Origin of the sequence: Bradyrhizobium tropiciagri (assembly GCF_001189845.1) — a bacterium.
Classification (GTDB): domain Bacteria; phylum Pseudomonadota; class Alphaproteobacteria; order Rhizobiales; family Xanthobacteraceae; genus Bradyrhizobium; species Bradyrhizobium tropiciagri.
Genome location: NZ_LFLZ01000013.1, coordinates 113,072 through 129,226 on the forward strand (window position 1 = coordinate 113,072; position 16,155 = coordinate 129,226).

At 63.4% G+C, this 16,155-nt stretch carries 13 protein-coding genes and 3 pseudogenes; 14 read left to right on the top strand and 2 right to left on the bottom strand.

Translation table 11 applies throughout. The features are described from left to right. The first annotated feature begins 7 nt into the window (after positions 1–7). From AKN84_RS13715 to rlxS, 8 genes and pseudogenes are all read left to right on the top strand, one after another. Positions 8–981: pseudogene (locus tag AKN84_RS13715) on the top strand (ArdC family protein). 299 nt (positions 982–1,280) lie between these two features. Then, the gene (locus AKN84_RS47310; protein ID WP_157863296.1) at positions 1,281–1,427 is read left to right on the top strand and encodes a hypothetical protein; all 147 of its coding nucleotides are present in this window, start codon (positions 1,281–1,283) and stop codon (positions 1,425–1,427) included. 181 nt (positions 1,428–1,608) lie between these two features. Continuing rightward, a complete protein-coding gene (locus AKN84_RS13720) occupies positions 1,609–2,079 on the top strand; it encodes a thermonuclease family protein (protein WP_244485080.1) in 471 nt (156 codons plus the stop codon). A 1,028-nt stretch (positions 2,080–3,107) separates the two neighbouring features. After that, on the top strand, positions 3,108–3,431 hold the full coding sequence (locus AKN84_RS13725) for a DUF736 domain-containing protein (RefSeq protein ID WP_050421222.1): 324 nt from the start codon (positions 3,108–3,110) through the stop codon (positions 3,429–3,431). Positions 3,432–3,473: 42 nt separating this feature from the next. After that, complete coding sequence (locus AKN84_RS13730) at positions 3,474–4,352, top strand: DUF2285 domain-containing protein (RefSeq protein WP_050421223.1); 879 nt, start codon at positions 3,474–3,476, stop codon at positions 4,350–4,352. Positions 4,353–4,479: 127 nt separating this feature from the next. Then, on the top strand, positions 4,480–4,701 hold the full coding sequence (locus AKN84_RS13735; RefSeq protein WP_050421224.1) for a helix-turn-helix domain-containing protein: 222 nt from the start codon (positions 4,480–4,482) through the stop codon (positions 4,699–4,701). After that, a complete protein-coding gene (locus AKN84_RS13740; protein ID WP_283805511.1) occupies positions 4,691–5,230 on the top strand; it encodes a S26 family signal peptidase in 540 nt (179 codons plus the stop codon). Before AKN84_RS13735 ends, AKN84_RS13740 begins: the two co-directional genes overlap by 11 nt. Before the next feature lie 341 nt (positions 5,231–5,571). Beyond that, positions 5,572–7,542: a relaxase/mobilization nuclease RlxS gene (rlxS, locus tag AKN84_RS13745; protein WP_050421226.1), complete on the top strand. Its 1,971-nt coding sequence runs from the start codon at positions 5,572–5,574 to the stop codon at positions 7,540–7,542. Between the two features lie 13 nt (positions 7,543–7,555). Here rlxS and AKN84_RS13750 read toward each other — a convergent pair whose 3' ends face one another. Both AKN84_RS13750 and AKN84_RS13755 read right to left on the bottom strand, forming a co-directional pair. Beyond that, positions 7,556–8,146 (bottom strand): RES family NAD+ phosphorylase, encoded by a 591-nt coding sequence (locus AKN84_RS13750; RefSeq protein WP_050421227.1) that lies wholly within the window; start codon positions 8,144–8,146, stop codon positions 7,556–7,558. Next, the gene (locus AKN84_RS13755) at positions 8,143–8,808 is read right to left on the bottom strand and encodes a hypothetical protein (RefSeq protein WP_050421228.1); all 666 of its coding nucleotides are present in this window, start codon (positions 8,806–8,808) and stop codon (positions 8,143–8,145) included. The genes AKN84_RS13750 and AKN84_RS13755 overlap by 4 nt, the downstream gene beginning before the upstream one ends. A gap of 546 nt (positions 8,809–9,354) precedes the next feature. Between AKN84_RS13755 and AKN84_RS13760 the strand changes: the two are divergent. The 6 genes and pseudogenes from AKN84_RS13760 (at position 9,355) to trbE (ending at position 16,136) form a co-directional block, all read left to right on the top strand. Then, positions 9,355–11,381 (top strand): annotated as a pseudogene (locus tag AKN84_RS13760) (conjugal transfer protein TraG). Between the two features lie 47 nt (positions 11,382–11,428). Next, positions 11,429–11,947 (top strand): CopG family transcriptional regulator, encoded by a 519-nt coding sequence (locus AKN84_RS13765; protein ID WP_128970760.1) that lies wholly within the window; start codon positions 11,429–11,431, stop codon positions 11,945–11,947. 37 nt (positions 11,948–11,984) lie between these two features. Beyond that, positions 11,985–12,921: pseudogene (trbB, locus tag AKN84_RS45195) on the top strand (P-type conjugative transfer ATPase TrbB). A gap of 109 nt (positions 12,922–13,030) precedes the next feature. After that, on the top strand, positions 13,031–13,300 hold the full coding sequence (locus tag AKN84_RS13775; protein ID WP_050421231.1) for a TrbC/VirB2 family type IV secretion system protein: 270 nt from the start codon (positions 13,031–13,033) through the stop codon (positions 13,298–13,300). Then, positions 13,300–13,557 carry a VirB3 family type IV secretion system protein gene (locus tag AKN84_RS13780; RefSeq protein WP_050421232.1) on the top strand — a complete coding sequence of 86 codons (258 nt, stop codon included), beginning with the start codon at positions 13,300–13,302 and terminating at the stop codon, positions 13,555–13,557. Before AKN84_RS13775 ends, AKN84_RS13780 begins: the two co-directional genes overlap by 1 nt. Next, positions 13,551–16,136 carry a conjugal transfer protein TrbE gene (trbE, locus tag AKN84_RS13785; protein ID WP_050421233.1) on the top strand — a complete coding sequence of 862 codons (2,586 nt, stop codon included), beginning with the start codon at positions 13,551–13,553 and terminating at the stop codon, positions 16,134–16,136. Before AKN84_RS13780 ends, trbE begins: the two co-directional genes overlap by 7 nt. Positions 16,137–16,155: the final 19 nt, after the last annotated feature.

The following is a 16,155-nucleotide window of genomic DNA, read 5'->3' on the forward strand; positions in this document are numbered from 1 at the left end:
GATCATCATGTCCAGGCGTTTTACGCGCAATCACGCGACCAAGGCGAAGCCGGGCCTTTATGAAGAGGTCACCGCGCGGATCATTGCCGATCTGGAGGCAGGGACTTTTCCATGGGCGCAGCCTTGGGCCGCAGGCTCGAGCGATGCCCGGCTTGGATTGCCGCGCAACGCCGTGACCGGCGGGACCTATTCTGGGATCAACATCCTGATCCTGTGGGCACAGCAGTTCGATCAGGCTTTGCCTCGCAGCGGTGGCTTACGTTCCGGCAGGCGACCGCCATGGGCGGAACCGTGCGCAAGGGCGAGCGTGGTGTCGGGGTCTGTTACGCCGACAAGTTCATTCCGAAGGATCGCCGATCTGAACCGACCGATCCGGCGGCAGCGCAAGACGACCGGCACGAAGCCGACGCAGTCCCGTTTCTGCGCCGCTACATCGTGTTCAACGTGGCGCAATGCGAGGGGCTTCCCGATCGCTGCATTGCGTCCGCTCCCGCATTGCCCGAGCCCCGGATCGTGCCCGAGGCGGAAGCGCTCGCGCGCGCAACGCTCGCCGATATCCGTCATGGCGGTGATGAGGCGTTCTATGCCCCGCGCGAAGACGTGATCTGCCTGCCGCCGCAATCGGCCTTCTTCGACCAGATCAACTACTATCGCACGCTGTTTCACGAACTCGGACACTGGACCGGTCACCATCGCCGGCTGAACCGCGATCAGAGCGGCGCCTTCGGGTCGACGCTGTACGCCACCGAGGAGCTGGTCGCCGAGGTGACAACCGCCTTTGTCTGCGCGTCACTGTCCATCGTGCCGACGGTACGGCATGCCGACTATATCGGCAGCTGGATCGACGTGCTGCGCGCCGACAACCGCGCGATCTTTCGTGCCGCAAGCCAGGCCTCAAAAGCCGCAGACTTTCTGCTGGCCTTCCGCGCACCGGTTTCAGCGAACGCAGACGATCAAGCGCAGCACAGCCCGGACGCATAGCCGTCCCCTCGCAACGGGTGCAAACCGCCCGCTGGGACGGGAGGTCGCTGCCGCCGAACCGTCGGAAACCGCCAGGGTGCAGCGAATCATCCGCGACTGCCTGAACGGCGAGGGACGGAACAAGACCGGCGGCTGAGTCCGCTGATTCGGCTGCGGCGGCCTCCGCCGCGGCCGATTGCCGGAGTCTCGGAGTCGTGAATCAAACCCTAACGGCCCGAGAAATAACCCTGAGGCGGCGGTGGTGCGACTCAGACTAAGAGTCCGGCTCGATCCTTCCGAGCAAGTGACGGAGCCGGCCCATGCAAAATGCATTCAGCGTCTTTGTTGACGGCAGTGCCATGGTAGGGCGGTGTATCGCGCACGTTCTGGTCGGAGGGACGACGCTCGCCGCCAGCATCGTGGTGCTGGCGCGGGTGGTTTCCTCCCTGACCGTTGGCGCGCCGTAGGACGTGGTCCAGTCAGGTGGGGACCGGCGTTTCGAGACGATTGCGACCGTGGCACGCATTCAATTGGTCGAACCGGACTTCCGGGCAGCGGCCGGCTCTCGGCCGCGCACTCGTCCTGCTGGTTACCGCCGCCACGCTGGCGGGCCCCGTCCGCGCCGGCGACGCGACCGGGCAGGCGAGCGTGATCGACGGCGACACCATCGAAATTCGTGCGACACGCGTACGCCTCTTCGGGATCGATGCCCCTGAACACGATCAGCTGTGCCATGACCGACACGGCGAGCGCTATCGCTGCGGGCAGATCGCATCGAATGCGCTTGCCGCCTTCATTGGCAGGCAGACGGTAGCCTGCGTCGAGGTCGACCGCGACCAATACGGGCGGGCGGTCGCGGTTTGCTCCGCCGTTAAGGTCGACCTTGCCGACTGGCTGGTGCGCGGCGGGCTTGCGATCGACTGGCCGCGCTACAGCAAGGGCGACTATGCGGCCGCCGAGGCCGAGGCGCGCGCGAAGCAGACCGGCATGTGGAGCGGACGATTTGTCGAGCCCTGGCGCTACCGTCAATGCATCGGAGCCGGGGGCCGTCCGGATGCCTGTTCCAGCGACGCGAACAGCGGGACACGACAAGGCATGCGGCCGTCGGAAGCGCATTAACGTGATGGCTGAAGCGGCCGACGGCGGCGAGAGACGGGACCAAAAAAACTGGACCCATGTGCATCAATCCAGAGGGCTCTTGGGCCATGTGCACATGGGGCCGGTCTGATCGTCGCCGGGAGCATCCTTTGATGCATCCGGAGCCGACATCGAGGCTGACGCGATGCCGCGGCGGCTTGAAGCGCGGAAAGCCGCGCTTACTTCTTCATCTTCTTGGTCTTCTTGGCGACCTTCTTGGTTGCCTTCGCGGTCTTTGCCTTTTTCGCTTTCTTAGCCATGTGGTCCTCTCGGTTTTGTGTTGGCCTGACGTGTTCGCGAGCACCGCAAGTGGCGCACGCATCATCAAGCTAATCCGATACTAGCAAAATTGATACCGTGTTGGGTTAACGCAGCCGTTCGAGCGCTGCGGTTGCGTGACGATCAAGCAGTACAAGCACCTCACGCGTGCTGCGCAGGCGGATGCTTGCGACCGGCCGACACCAGGAGCGCGCTTTGCGAAGTCGTCAGCGGGCCGCCGTCGTGGAAGGCTGTCAGGCGTGTGCGTCCGGCAGCCCCGGCGGCAGCGGTAAGCTCACATAGTCCTTGCGGTCGCTTCCGCTCGCGCGGCTCGCACCGGTCTCGAACCCAGGATGACGACGCGGAGCCTGCGTGTGTCCGCGGTCTTGCCGCGGTTGGACACGCTGCCAATGCTCATCCGTTGGATGGGGTCTTCCCTTGAGGCCGGGCGCCGATCCGGAGCATCCCGCACAGTCATGGCTGTGCTCCTTGAGCCTTGAGAGGGGCGACCTCCTGCTTGCGGGCGTGACGACCTACGGGAAGCGCTCCGCCGTCCAAAACCCTCGCCATCTCCTTTTTTCCCCGCCGCTCCCTTGCGGCCCCGGCTCCTCGCGGCAGCTTCGCCTCAAAAAACTCGTTCACTCGGGTGCGCCGCTGCGCTTCGCCCCTGACGGGTTCGGCGGCGGTTCGCTTCCCATCACGGTCTCGCCATCGCAGGGGATCGGCCTCTGCGGCATCAAAGGAGACAAACCATGACTGCGATCGGATACGTCACCAAGACCGAGAATGGCGGCTACAAAGGGCAGCTCAAGACCGTGTCCATCCGGACCGACATCGACATCGTGGCCAACCACGACAAGACCGCGGACGCTCAGCCGGACTTCCGGGTCGTCACCCAGGGCGTCGAGATCGGCGCAGGCTGGATCCGCCGCGGAGAAAACAGCCGCAAGGACTATGTGAGCCTGTCGCTGGCCGCGCCCGAGTTCGGACCGCGCAAGCTCTACGCCAACCTCGGCCGCGCCGCCGGCCAGGACGACGAGAACGTCTTCGCGCTGATCTGGAACTCGGCGGACTGACGCAAGCCGCAAGGCCTCCGCGCGCCCAGCGCGGAGGCCACCTTGGCGCCGCAATCGCTTTCGACCATCGTCGCAGACGACTCGCCCTGGGGGCTGCGCTTGGATCGACAAGGCTTCAGTAGCCCATGGCGGAACGCAGGCGCGGCGGGCGGCCGCGATGCAATCGATGCCTACGATTCAAGCGACTGGGCCTGGGAATTCCTCCGTCGCAACCCGGACTATGCCAAGGGTTGGCGCGCCTCGGTGCCAAGGCATCTTCCTTGCATCACTTTGTCCGACGGCACGAGGCTGCTGCGTCTGCGGCGGCGCTATCCGCACGCCGAACGATGGGGGCTCTACGCCTTTGCCGATCCCCGTGCTCCGGCCCGCACCGCTCCGGTCTTCTGGCTGGCATCCGCCAACCGCCGCCCGGTTCGTGCCCGCTGCAGGGCATCCGATGGCGTCAATGACAGTCGAGCCTCACCGCTTGCAACGTTCAAGGTTGACCGTTCGGTGGCCATCGGCGCCGATGGGATTGCCGTGGTGATGCTGAAGGGGCAAGGCATGAACGTAGCCGTTGAACTTCACGATGTCGGGGTCCTGACCCGGCCGTCCCGGCTGGTGTTCGAGCTCGACGGGCTCGACGATCTCAACAGCCAGACCGAGCGGCTCAGGACTCTGCAGCGCTTCGAAAGGCCCGAGACAGCTCGCACCGGACGGTCGCCATTCGCCAATGATGAGCGCCTTTATCAAGCGCTGATCGCGCTCGATGAAAGCATGGCAGGCAAGACTTATCGCCAGATAGCGATCGCGATCTTCGGCGAGCAACGCGTCGCCGACGATTGGGGCGGGACGAGCCAGTTCCTGAAAGACCGCACCCGCCGTCTGGTTGCCAAGGGCCAGGAACTGATGCGCGGTGGCTATCGCGAACTTCTCGCCTGACTGGACCGCGCTTCCCCATGCGGGGTGGCGACAATTTCCGGGCCATCTTCGACACTTCCATGAGCATTCGTCCTTGACGAGGTTTCCTCTCGCTCTCGCATTTTGCGGGCATGACAGGGAAACGTCGATGATGACGGAAAGCGAGAAGAAAGAGTCCGACTCTCCATTTCTGAACACGACAGAGGCGGCCGCCTGGCTGCGGCTGACCAAGAACACGCTTGAAAAGATGCGGGTCCAGGGCACAGGGCCCAATTATCGCAAGCATGGACGCTACGTCCGTTACGACATCGAAGACCTCGTCGATTATTCGAAGGCCAGCAAGCGAAAGTCGACCTCCGATGATCGCTAGATCGCAGCGCTTGCGCACAAGGGCCGCCGTGCTTGCGGTAATTTCCGTGTCGATCGTCGCGACCATCGTCGCGTCGGCGCCACACGCGCCGCTCGTCGTCTACAACGGGTCGGGCAGCGCGCCGCTCGGGTTCTATCGCCTGGAAAATCGCCTGCCCGAGCGCGGCGAGATGGCGGTGATCGAGCCGCCTGCGCTGGTCGAGTTGATGCTGGTCGCGCGTGGCCTCTTGCCGCCCTCCGTGCCGCTAATCAAGCAGATTGCCGCAGCCGGCGGAGACGAAGTGTGTCGCTCGGACGAGCCCAACGGAACAATTGCCATCAACGGAAAGGTGGTCGCCGAGACCTTCGAGAAGGGCAGAGATGGCCGAGCGCTGCCGGCATGGAAAGGCTGCATGAGGCTGATCGAGGGAGAGTTCTTCCTGCTACAAGCGCACCCGAATTCGTTCGACTCGCGCTACTTCGGACCGGTGCTCAGATGCAATGTTCTGGGCGTGGCGCGTCCCATCTGGACGTGGAATCCTGACAACTGATGCGGCACGCAATGCCGATTGTGCGCGCTCCCGGAAGGGGGCGCGCATCGCTTATGTGCGCTTCTATCCGCGCGATCGTTGATCACGGCTTCGGCAACCGGAAGAGCCTGTCCATTGAGGTCCAGGGGCTGAAAGAACAGAACGAGAGAGCAAGATTAAAGGACTGGCTCTCGATGAGCCGCAAGCCCTTGTCTGCACATCCAGGAGTTGGCGATACGGCGCAACGCGATGTCGCCAATAGCCCTTCAAGGTAGTGCAAGTGCTCACCGTTCGCGTCTGCGACTTGGCGAGGGCTCATTGGCTTCACATATCCGCGGTCTTCTCAGCCGGGAAGACGCGACATGCATGGTGTCGATGACGACGAGGTCAAACCGAAACTAGGCCGGATCGGGAACCGCAAGGCGAGAAAGCCGACCGGATATCTCCGACGTGTTCGGCAGGCCGCCGAACGCGCCGGTCCAAGGGTTGATCGCGCTTCGAATTTCTCGGGCGGCCGTATCGGCCGCGGATACGCGCAAGGTGCGGTGCTCGCCGGCCGAAGCCGGAGCGAGGGACGACGTCGGGTCGTGATCAAGGCACGGATCGTACGCATCAAGGCCGGCGATACGGGCGCCGTCCGGGCGCATCTGCGTTACGTGCAACGCGACGGCGTGACGCGAGAAGGTCAGCCCGGAGAACTTTACGACGCGGGGAGCGACCGGGCCGACGGCAAGGCGTTTACTGAACGCAGCGCCGGCGACCGCCACCAGTTTCGCTTCATCGTGGCACCGGAGGATAGCGCCGAGCTCTCCGATCTGAAGCCGTTCATCCGTGATCTGATGCGACAGATGGAGAGTGACCTCGGCTCAAGGCTAGACTGGGTCGCGGCGGATCATTTCAACACGGGGCATCCGCATAGCCATGTCGTGCTCCGTGGCAGGGATGATGCGGGGCACGACCTCGTGATCGCTCGAGACTATATTGCCCACGGCCTGCGGGCGCGCGCCGCGGACCTTGTCACCCGTGAGCTCGGTCCCGAAACCGAGATCGAGGCCGCACGCAAGCTTCAACGGGAGGTAACGGCCGAACGGTTCACGCGGCTTGACCGGGCTATTCTGCGCGACGCCCCGCATGGTGTCCTTGAGCCTGCTGCACAGACTGCGCGGGATCCGGTCTGGCACACGATGCGGATGGGCCGGCTACGGACGCTCGAGCGGATGGGATTGGCGGAGGAAGACAAGCCCGGCCGCTGGCGTCTTGACGCCGAGCTCGAAGCGAAGCTCAGTCGCATGGACGAGCGTGGCGACATCATCAAGACCATGCATCGCGAGCTGACAGCGGCGGGAATCTCGCGGGCGTCAGGCAGCTATGCGGTCTTCGATCCACAGCGTGACGGTGAGCGCCTGATCGGACGGGTCGTCGGCGAAGGGTTTGCGGATGAGCTGACGGAGCGCCGCTATGTGGTGATTGATGGGGTCGACGGGCGGACACACTATGCCGAGGTCGGCGCTCTCGGGGCTAACGAAGAGTTGCCCGCGCGGAGCATGATATTGGAGCTTAGGCCGCGTTCCGCGGAGGCTCGCCAGATCGACCGGGACATCGCTGCAGTGTCCGCTCGCAATGACAATCTTTACAGCGAGCGCCTGCACCGGGAGTTCGATCCCCAGGCATCGAGTGAATATATCGGAGCCCACATCCGGCGACTGGAGGCGATGCGTCGGCTAGGGATGGTAAGCCGCCTTGCCGATGACGGCTGGAAGGTCGGCGAGGACTATCTCGATCGGGCGCTTCGCTATGAAGAGCTCCAGCGCGCGCGCAATCCATTCCGCGTCACGGTGCTGTCATGGCAAAGGCTCGAAGAGCTGCCGCAAGCGGTCGGTGCGACCTGGCTCGATCGCAAGCTCCTCGGAAAGGAAACGTGCGGCCTCGCGTCAACCGGCTTCGGAGCGGAGGTCGAGACGGCATTGCGGGCGAGACGGCAATGGCTGATCGAACAGGGGCTCGCACGAGAGGAAGGAGGGCGGATGCGTTTTGCGCGGAACATGCTGCGCGCCCTTGAAGAGCGCGAGCTGGCGGGAACCGCGGCGGGCATTTCGGCTCGTACCGGGCTTGAGTATCGCAACGCTAGGGCGGGCGATAACCTTAGCGGCGTCTACAAGCGGATGCTGACACTCAATAGCGGGCGATACGCTCTGATCGAGCAGTCGCGCGAATTTGTCCTGGTGCCCTGGCGGCCGGTTCTGGAACGCGCGCGTGGACAATTCGTCAGCGGCAGTGTTGGCGGAGCGGGCATTTCCTGGTCGATCGGAATAAAACGGGGCATCGGCCGCTAGCTCGAGCCTCTCGTCAGCCCGGTGCAAGTCCGACCCTGTATCGCTGCGCAAGCCGCCAGAACCAGTCCTGATCGAGGTTGGTCTGTCGATCGATTTCTCTGACCGAGCTGCGTGCGCGATCAAACAGTGCATAGCAAAGGCCTTCGTCGTCGTGGCGGGCGTAGTAGGCGATGCCGTCGGGACTGAGCGGATGGTCGAAAAGCGCCTTCGACCAGGCTTGCGGCACGTCGTAGGGCAATCCGCCATGGACCACCTCGGCAGTCGCGCCGACAATAGCGAGCGATGGACCGGCCAGTCTGATCAGCGTCAGATCTTCTGTGATCTCGAGACGCGCGTAGGCCTTGCGACGGAGCAGGCCGGTATCGAGCAGGGTCCGTCCCGGCACGCGGAGGAACGTCTCTGCGAATGCGCCAAAAGGCTCTCGAGCTGCATAGAGAACGCCGTAGCTTCCGTCGGGAGCGTTCAATCGGCCAAGACGCGAGGTGTCGAAAAAGATCGGATCGTACTCGGCCGTGTAGAACCGATGTACAACTGTTCCTCGCCGTAGCCGGACCGGGCGAGGACGGCGGCGATCGAGATCGCCGGGCGGCAGTGGTGCGGTCACGCGCCTTGCTGAGCCATTCGCCGGGCGGCCTCGACCACAAGTTCAACCTTGCCTTCCCGGAGCAGGTCGATCGGCTTGCGGCCGCCCAACCGATCGTCTGGCTGAGCCAGGAAATTCAGAACGGTCCAGGGGTTGTTGGTTGGCAGGGCGTCCTGAACCGACTTGAGTCCCTCGACGACGGTGCCGTCGACGTTGAACTGGAAGGTCGGAAAGCTCCGGTGGTTACTGGGACCGGGAACGGCAAGGAGGCTGCCTTCCTGCACGCGCTTGTCGACGGCCTGCCGGGAGATTCCCCGCAGGAGCGTTCTGACCTGCTCCAGATCATACGCGCCGCCAGATCGCCGAAGATCCTCCTGCGCAATACGGACGCCTTCAAGAACGGCGAGCGCGCGGGCATCGGGCGTGAACGCGTCCTTGTTGACGACAGCAGCTTTCTTTGCGGCTTCGGAGAAGAACCGGAACGCCTGACCCGTCAATTGCTTGTTTCGCTCACGCACCTTCTGCAGCGCGGTCGCGCTTTTGGAGACAATCGCGACCTGCGCATCGGCGGGAAGCTCCAGGCTCTTCAAAGCGCCGGGCTTCTGCTTAAGTACCATCATCACGCCGTCCCCATGGACGGACAGATCCTCGGTACCGGAGGGCTTTGACTGTGCCTTGGACATGAGCTGAACTCCGACCTGAATATTGGGCGCGTATGCAACTTTGTCAACTTTGACAAAACTTGATTTAGGTATTATGGTAGTGATTGGCTCGTGATGAATTTCCGGCGGAATTCCCGCAAATCATGCGGAGAATAGGGCCGCCAATCTCCGCACGCGCCCGCATTGCAAGATCGATGGCGAGTTGGGCAGTCCGTCGCGCAGTGATGCTTTGGCCGACGCGCGGCCCTTTCGGGCCGGCAGTCGATGCGACCATCGATGTGAAGGCGTGAGCGGCCTCGTTCGATTCGTTTCGTCACCTCGGGGCAGGCCGTGCGACGAGCTATCCGGGGCGAGGCCGGACCGGTGATCAAGTTTGATCGTGCCGTTCACCTTCAATTGAGGCGCTTCCTCAACCACGCTGAGACTGCCGCAGCAACGATTTCACTTCGATGGATATGATCGAGCCGGATCTCGTTGCCGGCGGCGATTTTTATTCAGGTTGAATGCGAGCCGCCATCCCGCTTTTCATCTCGACGCGCTCATTGCGAGCGTTGAGCGGGGCGGAAAATGTTTCCGGCAAAAATCTACGTCGGCCAGATCGCGGTTGTCTTCGGTATCGTCGTCGCATCGATATGGGGAGCGACGCAATGGACGGCGACAGCGCTCGGATTTCAGGCGCGGCTTGGTGCACCGTGGTTCGCCATTGGCAGCTATCCGGTCTATCTGCCCTGGCGATTGTTCGAATGGTGGTTCGCCTACGAGGCATACGCGCCCGAGATATTTGAGGAGGGCGGGGCCATCGCGGCAGCTGGCGGCATTGCGGGCGCGCTGTTTGCGATCGTCAATTCGGTGTGGCGGGCACGGCAAAACCAGCTGGTCACGACCTACGGCTCCGCCCGCTGGGCAATTGCGAAGGAGATCCGCGCTGCCGGTCTGTTCGCAGGCAAGGGTGTGTTCCTTGGACGATTTGAAGATCGCTATCTGCGTCACGACGGACCCGAGCACGTCATGTGCTTCGCACCGACACGGTCGGGCAAGGGCGTGGGGCTCGTGCTTCCGACGTTGTTGTCCTGGACTTCATCCGCAGTCGTGCACGACATCAAGGGCGAAAACTGGGAGCTGACCTCCGGCTGGCGCTCGACCTTCTCGCATTGCCTGCTGTTCAATCCGACCGATCCAGCAAGCGCGCGCTACAATCCGTTGCTCGAGGTCCGCAAGGGAGTGGCCGAAGTCCGCGATGTCCAGAACATTGCCGACATCCTGGTCGACCCGGAAGGGGCACTGGAGCGCCGAAGCCACTGGGAGAAGACCAGCCACTCCCTGCTGGTGGGCGTCATCCTCCATGTTCTCTATGCGGAGCAACAGAAGACGCTGACCCGCGTTACCGAGATACTCGCTGATCCAGCGCAGTCCTTCGAGAAAACGCTGCGGATTATGCTGGCCACCAACCATCTCGGAACCGAGGCCGACCCCAAGGTTCATCCTGTCGTCGCGGCGACGCGCGGGAACTCCTCAACAAATCTGAAAACGAGCGCTCCGGCGTGCTGTCGACCGCCGTGAGTTTCCTTGCGCTCTATCGCGATCCGGTTGTGAGCCGCAATACCGAGAGCTGCGATTGGCGCATCGCCGACCTCGTCACGGCGGATAAGCCGGTCACGCTGTATCTAGTCGTGCCGCCGTCAGATATCAGCCGCACCAAGCCGCTGATCCGGCTGATCCTCAATCAGATCGGCCGCCGGTTGACCGAGTCCTTGAACATCAAGGCAGGCGAGGCGAAGCATCGCCAACTTCTCCTGATGTTGGATGAGTTTCCGGCTCTCGGGAGGCTCGACTTCTTCGAAAGCGCACTCGCCTTCATGGCTGGCTACGGCATCCGCGCCTATCTCATCGCTCAATCGCTGAACCAGATTGCAAAGGCCTATGGCGAGAACAATGCGATCCTGGACAATTGCCACGTCCGTATCGCCTTTGCGGCAAATGATGAGCGCACTGCCAAGCGCATTTCGGATGCACTCGGCACCGCAACCGAGCTACGGGCACAAAGGAACTATGCCGGTCACCGACTCGCTCCCTGGCTTGGCCATGTCATGGTGAGCCGCCAGGAAACCGCGCGGCCGCTGCTCACTTCGGGCGAGGTGATGCAGTTGCCACAAGACCAGGCCATCGTGCTCGTCTCGGGGCTGGCGCCGGTTCGGGCCCGCAAGCTCAGGCACTATGAGGATGCAAATTTTGTAATGCGCTTGCATCCGTCGCCGCGCTGCGATGCCGGCGGTTATCGCGACCGCCTGGCAGCACGTGCCAGCGACTGGGATCGCCAGATCCGGGCCGTCGATCTTCGATTGGCAACGCTTCCGTACCGCGACCTCATGCAGGCGGCTGCGGAGGAGGGCGGGCTGAAGCAGCAGTTGCCGCTGTTTGAGGAAGCCGATCCCCGAGCCGAGGCGGTGCGATTTGCCGAGGAGCGGTTGCTCGATGACGAGGCAGACGTCGGCGCAGATCGCAACCAGATGCAACGCCTGGCGAACGCCTCCAGCACCGTCCGTAGCGCTCACGCAGTCACGCGCGATGACGACGATCTTCTTCCTGCATTCTGAGGGCCCTTCCTATGAAACCAAAACTATCTGCCTATGTCTCCGATAGCGTGGCGCAGCGGCTCGAACTGGCTGCCAGGCGACCCGGCACCAACAAGTCGGCCATCGTCGACGCCGCCCTCGATCGCTTCCTCAATCCGGAACGGGACGCAAGCGGTGACGCAGCGCTCCTGCGCAGGCTAGACCGCATGAACCGGCAGCTTGATCGCGCGGAGCGTGATCTCTCGATCATGGCGGAAACTATCGCGCTCTTCGTTCGCTACTACCTGACGATCACGCCGCCGTTGCCCACCGGAGACCAGGACGCGGCACGTGCGCTGGGGCGCGAGCGGTTCGAGATGTTCGTCGCGCAAGTCGGCAAGCGCATCGCCTCCGGCGGCCGGCTGGTTGCGGACGTCATGGAACAGGTCTCGACGTCAAATCCGGACCTGTTCATGCGGCATATTGAGGAGGGCGCGCCGCTCGGCGGCGGCAACGCGCAGACAGCGACAGAATCCCGCCCGCACCATGCGGCGGGTCAGCAGCCGGGGCCGTCTCCGGCGGGGCGGGAGGAGGTCGGCCATGTCTGACCTTCTCTCGCCCGAAACCCGCGAGCGCCGCCGTGGCATGTTGTGGACCGCGTTGGGGCCGGCGATCGCGCTGGCCCTGGAGGAGGCCGAGGTTGTCGAGGTGATCGTCAACCCAGACGGCAGGCTGTGGCTCGAGCGGCACCGCGCGGGACGGGCTGATACCGGTGTCATTCTGACGCCGCAGGAGTCGGAGCGGATCATCCGTCTGGTCGCGAGCCATGTCCGAGCTGAGGCAAGTGCATCCTACCCGATCATCTCGCTGAGCTTCCCGAAACTGGCGAGCGGTTCGAAGGCGTCCTGCCGCCGGTCTCGCTCGCGCCGTGCTTTGCCATCCGCAAGCCTGCAACGACGACGTTTCTCCTGTCCGACTACGTCAGGGCACAGATCGCCACGCCTTTGATGGCTAAGGTGCTGGCGGCCGCGGTTGCCGAAGGCGCAGCATCCTGGTTGCGGGCGGCACTGGATCCGGCAAGACCACACTTGCCAATGCGCTCCTGGCGGAGATTGCGCGCCTCGATGAGCGCATCGTCATCATCGAGGACACGCGCGAGCTGCGCTGCGCGGCCAAGGATGTCGTGACGCTCCGCACCAAGCCTGGCGTCGCGAGCCTTGCAGATCTCGTGCGCTCCACACTTCGCCTTCGTCCTGATCGCATCATCGTGGGCGAGGTCAGGGGCGCCGAGGCCCTCGACATGCTGAAGGCCTGGAATACGGGCCATCCGGGTGGGATCGCCACCGTTCACGCAAACTCGGCGCGTGCTGCGCTCTATCGCATCGAGCAGTTGATCCAGGAAGCGGTCGCCACTGTGCCGCGCCGGCTCATCGCCGAGGCTATCGACCTCGTCGTCTTCATCAGGGGGCGGGGTCCCGCGCGCCGGATCGAGGCGATCGCCGAACTCAAGGGGCTCGATCCTTCCGGCGATTATCTCCTGGAGACGCCGCCTGGCCTGCCAAATGCTTCCCATCGTCCCTGATCCGCACGGAGAGTACGACATGCCTTGTTTGTTTCGTTCAACGGCGCGCTTCTGCTGTCGTCGCGCTTGCAAGCACTTCCTCATCGAGCTTGGAGCAGGCGTCGCCTACATGGTTCTCACCGCTCCGGCCGTCCACGCGGCAGGCTCAGGCATGCCGTGGGAGGCGCCGCTCGAGCGCATCCTGGAGTCGGTGCAGGGACCGGTCGCGAAGATCGTCGCCGTCATCATCATCACGGTGACCGGCATTTCGCTTGCCTTCGGCGATACCTCGGGTGGCTTCCGTAAGATGGTCCAGGTCGTCTTTGGCCTCTCCGTCGCGTTCGCGGCGAGCTCCTTCTTCCTGTCGTTCTTCTCGTTCGGCGGCGGAGCGCTGATCTGATGCGTCCCGATGGCTTCGAACTCGTGCTCCACCGCTCGTTGACCGAGCCCATTCTGATCGGCGGTGCACCACGCTCTGCGGCCATCCTGATCGGCACCCTGTCGGCCGTGCTGGCGCTTGGCCTGCGGCTCTGGCTCGCGGGCCTCGTGCTCTGGATCGTCGGGCACACCATCGCGGTTTGGCTTGCGAGGCACGATCCCGCCTTTGTCGAGGTCGCAATCCGTCACACCAAGCATAAGGCTTCGCTCGCATGCTGAACTTGAGAGAATTCCGCCGAAACGCCTACCGGCTGGCGGATTGGCTGCCCTGGGTATGCCTGATCGCTCCAGGCGTCATCCTCAACAAGGATGGCAGCTTCCAGCGGACGATCCGCTACCGTGGACCGGACCTCGACAGCGCGACCGAGGCCGAACTCATGAGCGTCGCGTCGCGCGTCAACAACGTTCTGAAGCGCTTCGGCTCGGGCTGGGCGCTCTTCTTTGATGCCACGCGCATTCCGGCGTCGGAATATCCGTGCTCCGAGTTTCCGGATTCGGTCTCCTGGCTGGTCGACGAGGAGCGCCGTGCCGCGTTTGCCGGCGCCGCCGGGGCGACGTGGGAGGATCCGTCACGCCCTGGCGGGCAGCACTTTGAGAGCGTGCTGCATCTGACCTTGATGTACCTGCCGCCGGCCGAGAGGGTCTCGCGCCTCGAGAGCTTGTTCCTCGAACGTCCAAGGCAGAAGGATCTGCGAGCCGGAAGGAACCGGTCTGCTCGTCGCGGTCCTCCGCTCAGCGACGCTGAGCGAGGGAAAGAACCGGCAGAAGCCAACATCCGTGACACCCAGATCGAGGGCCAGAATGCAGAGCGGAGCGAGCATGGCTATCGCGATCACCTCCAGCGGTTCGTCCAGGAAACCGACCGGGCGATCGATCTGCTATCGTCGGTCCTACCGGAGATCTGGCCCCTCAACGATACGGAGACGCTCACCTATCTTCATAGCTGTATCTCGACCAAGCGTCATCAGGTCAGCGTCCCCGAGATTCCAGCCTATCTCGATTGCTTTCTGAGCGATGAGCCGCTGACCGGCGGATTGTCGCCGGCAATTGGGCGGAGCCATCTTCGCGCGCTGACCGTCCTTGGGTTCCCGCACATTACCTTTCCCGGGTTGCTCGACGAACTGAACCGGCTTGGTGTTGCCTATCGCTGGGCAACCCGATTTCTGCCGCTCGACCGCACGCAGGCCAATGCCACTCTGTCGCGTTACCGGCGGCAATGGTTCGCAAAGCGGAAGTCGCTCGCAGCGATCCTGAAAGAGGTCATGTTCAACGAGCAAGCGGCGCTGCTCGACACCGATGCCGGCAACAAGGCGCTCGATGCGGACGCCGCGTTATCCGAGCTCGGCGACGACCTGGTTTCCTTCGGCTACATCACGACGACGGTCACCGTGAGTGACGAGGACTCGCACCAGGCGGACGAAAAGATCCGTGCGGTCGAACGAGTGATCAACAGCCGCGGATTCACGACCATCCGGGAGAGCGTCAATGCGGTCGAGGCCTGGCTCGGCGGTCTGCCGGGACAAGCCTATGCCAACATCCGCCAGCCCATCGTGCATACCCTGAATCTCGCCCATATGTGCCCACTGTCGGCGGTATGGGCCGGACCCGAACGGTGCGAGCACCTGGATGGACCGCCGCTTCTGATCGCCAAGACAAAAGGGGCAACTCCGTTCCGGCTCTCGCTCTACGCTGGCGATGTTGGGCATTCGATCGTCGTCGGGCCAACTGGTGCGGGCAAGTCTGTGCTGCTCTCGATGCTGGCCTTGCAGTTTCGACGCTACCCGAATGCCCAGTTGATTACCTTTGATAAGGGTCGCTCCGCGCGCGCCACGACACTTGCCCTCTCGGGTGCGTGGTACGAACTCGGGGCCAAAGGCGGCATCGCGTTTCAGCCCCTGAAGGATGTTGCCGAGGAGGGGCCGCGGCTTTGGGCGCTTGATTGGCTCTGTGGCGTGCTTGCCCATGAGCGGGTGACTGTGACGCCGGAGGTCAAGGAAACCATCTGGTCGGCGCTCAAGAGCCTCGGTACTGCACCCGTATCCCAACGCACGATGACCGGGCTCGTCGCCTTGCTCGCCCGGGATGCCCTGCGTCAGGCGCTCCAGCCTTATACGCTTGAGGGACCTTACGGCCGCTTCCTCGATGCGGATGCCGATCGTCTGTCGAGCGCCGATGTCTTGACCTTCGAGATGGAAGAGCTGATGGCGCTGCCAGGCCTGGTCGCGCCCGTGGTCACTTATCTTTTCCACGCCCTGGAGGCTCGTTTCGACGGGCGGCCGACCCTGCTGGTGCTCGACGAAGCCTGGGTTTTCCTTGATGATCCGTTGTTCTCGAACCGGATTCGCGAATGGCTGAAGACATTGCGCAAGAAGAACGTGGCGGTGATCTTTGCCACGCAGTCGCTTGCTGATATCGCGGACAGCGAAATCGCGCCTGCGATCATCGAGTCCTGCCCGAGCAGGATCTTCCTGCCCAACCCGCGTGCCCTTGAGCCGACCCAGACCGAGACCTATCGACGCTTCGGTCTGAACGACACGCAGGTACGCCTGATCGCGGAAGCCTCTCCCAAGCGTGACTACTATCTGCAGTCCCGCGCCGGCAACCGCATGTTCGAGCTTGGCCTTGGACCAGTCGCGCTTGCCTTCGTCGGAGCGTCTTCGCCAGAGGATCAGCGCGCCATTGACGCGGTTCTCAGCCGCACCGGGCCTCGCCATTTCGGCGAACGCTACCTCAACGAACGCGGCCTGCATTGGGCCGCCAACCTGATCAGCACTTTCGAACAAGCCCACAAGATCTGACCTCAACACAAATCCCTGG

What these genes read in the sequence shown, in the direction of transcription:
- AKN84_RS47310 (WP_157863296.1), top strand. Translation starts at nt 1,281, where the DNA reads ATGCAAAATGCATTCAGCGTCTTTGTTGACGGCAGTGCCATGGTAGGG.
- AKN84_RS13725 (WP_050421222.1), top strand. Translation starts at nt 3,108, where the DNA reads ATGACTGCGATCGGATACGTCACCAAGACCGAGAATGGCGGCTACAAA.
- AKN84_RS13735 (WP_050421224.1), top strand. Translation starts at nt 4,480, where the DNA reads ATGATGACGGAAAGCGAGAAGAAAGAGTCCGACTCTCCATTTCTGAAC.
- AKN84_RS13740 (WP_283805511.1), top strand. Translation starts at nt 4,691, where the DNA reads ATGATCGCTAGATCGCAGCGCTTGCGCACAAGGGCCGCCGTGCTTGCG.
- rlxS (WP_050421226.1), top strand. Translation starts at nt 5,572, where the DNA reads ATGCATGGTGTCGATGACGACGAGGTCAAACCGAAACTAGGCCGGATC.
- AKN84_RS13755 (WP_050421228.1), bottom strand. Translation starts at nt 8,808, where the DNA reads ATGTCCAAGGCACAGTCAAAGCCCTCCGGTACCGAGGATCTGTCCGTC.
- AKN84_RS13775 (WP_050421231.1), top strand. Translation starts at nt 13,031, where the DNA reads ATGGTTCTCACCGCTCCGGCCGTCCACGCGGCAGGCTCAGGCATGCCG.
- AKN84_RS13780 (WP_050421232.1), top strand. Translation starts at nt 13,300, where the DNA reads ATGCGTCCCGATGGCTTCGAACTCGTGCTCCACCGCTCGTTGACCGAG.
- trbE (WP_050421233.1), top strand. Translation starts at nt 13,551, where the DNA reads ATGCTGAACTTGAGAGAATTCCGCCGAAACGCCTACCGGCTGGCGGAT.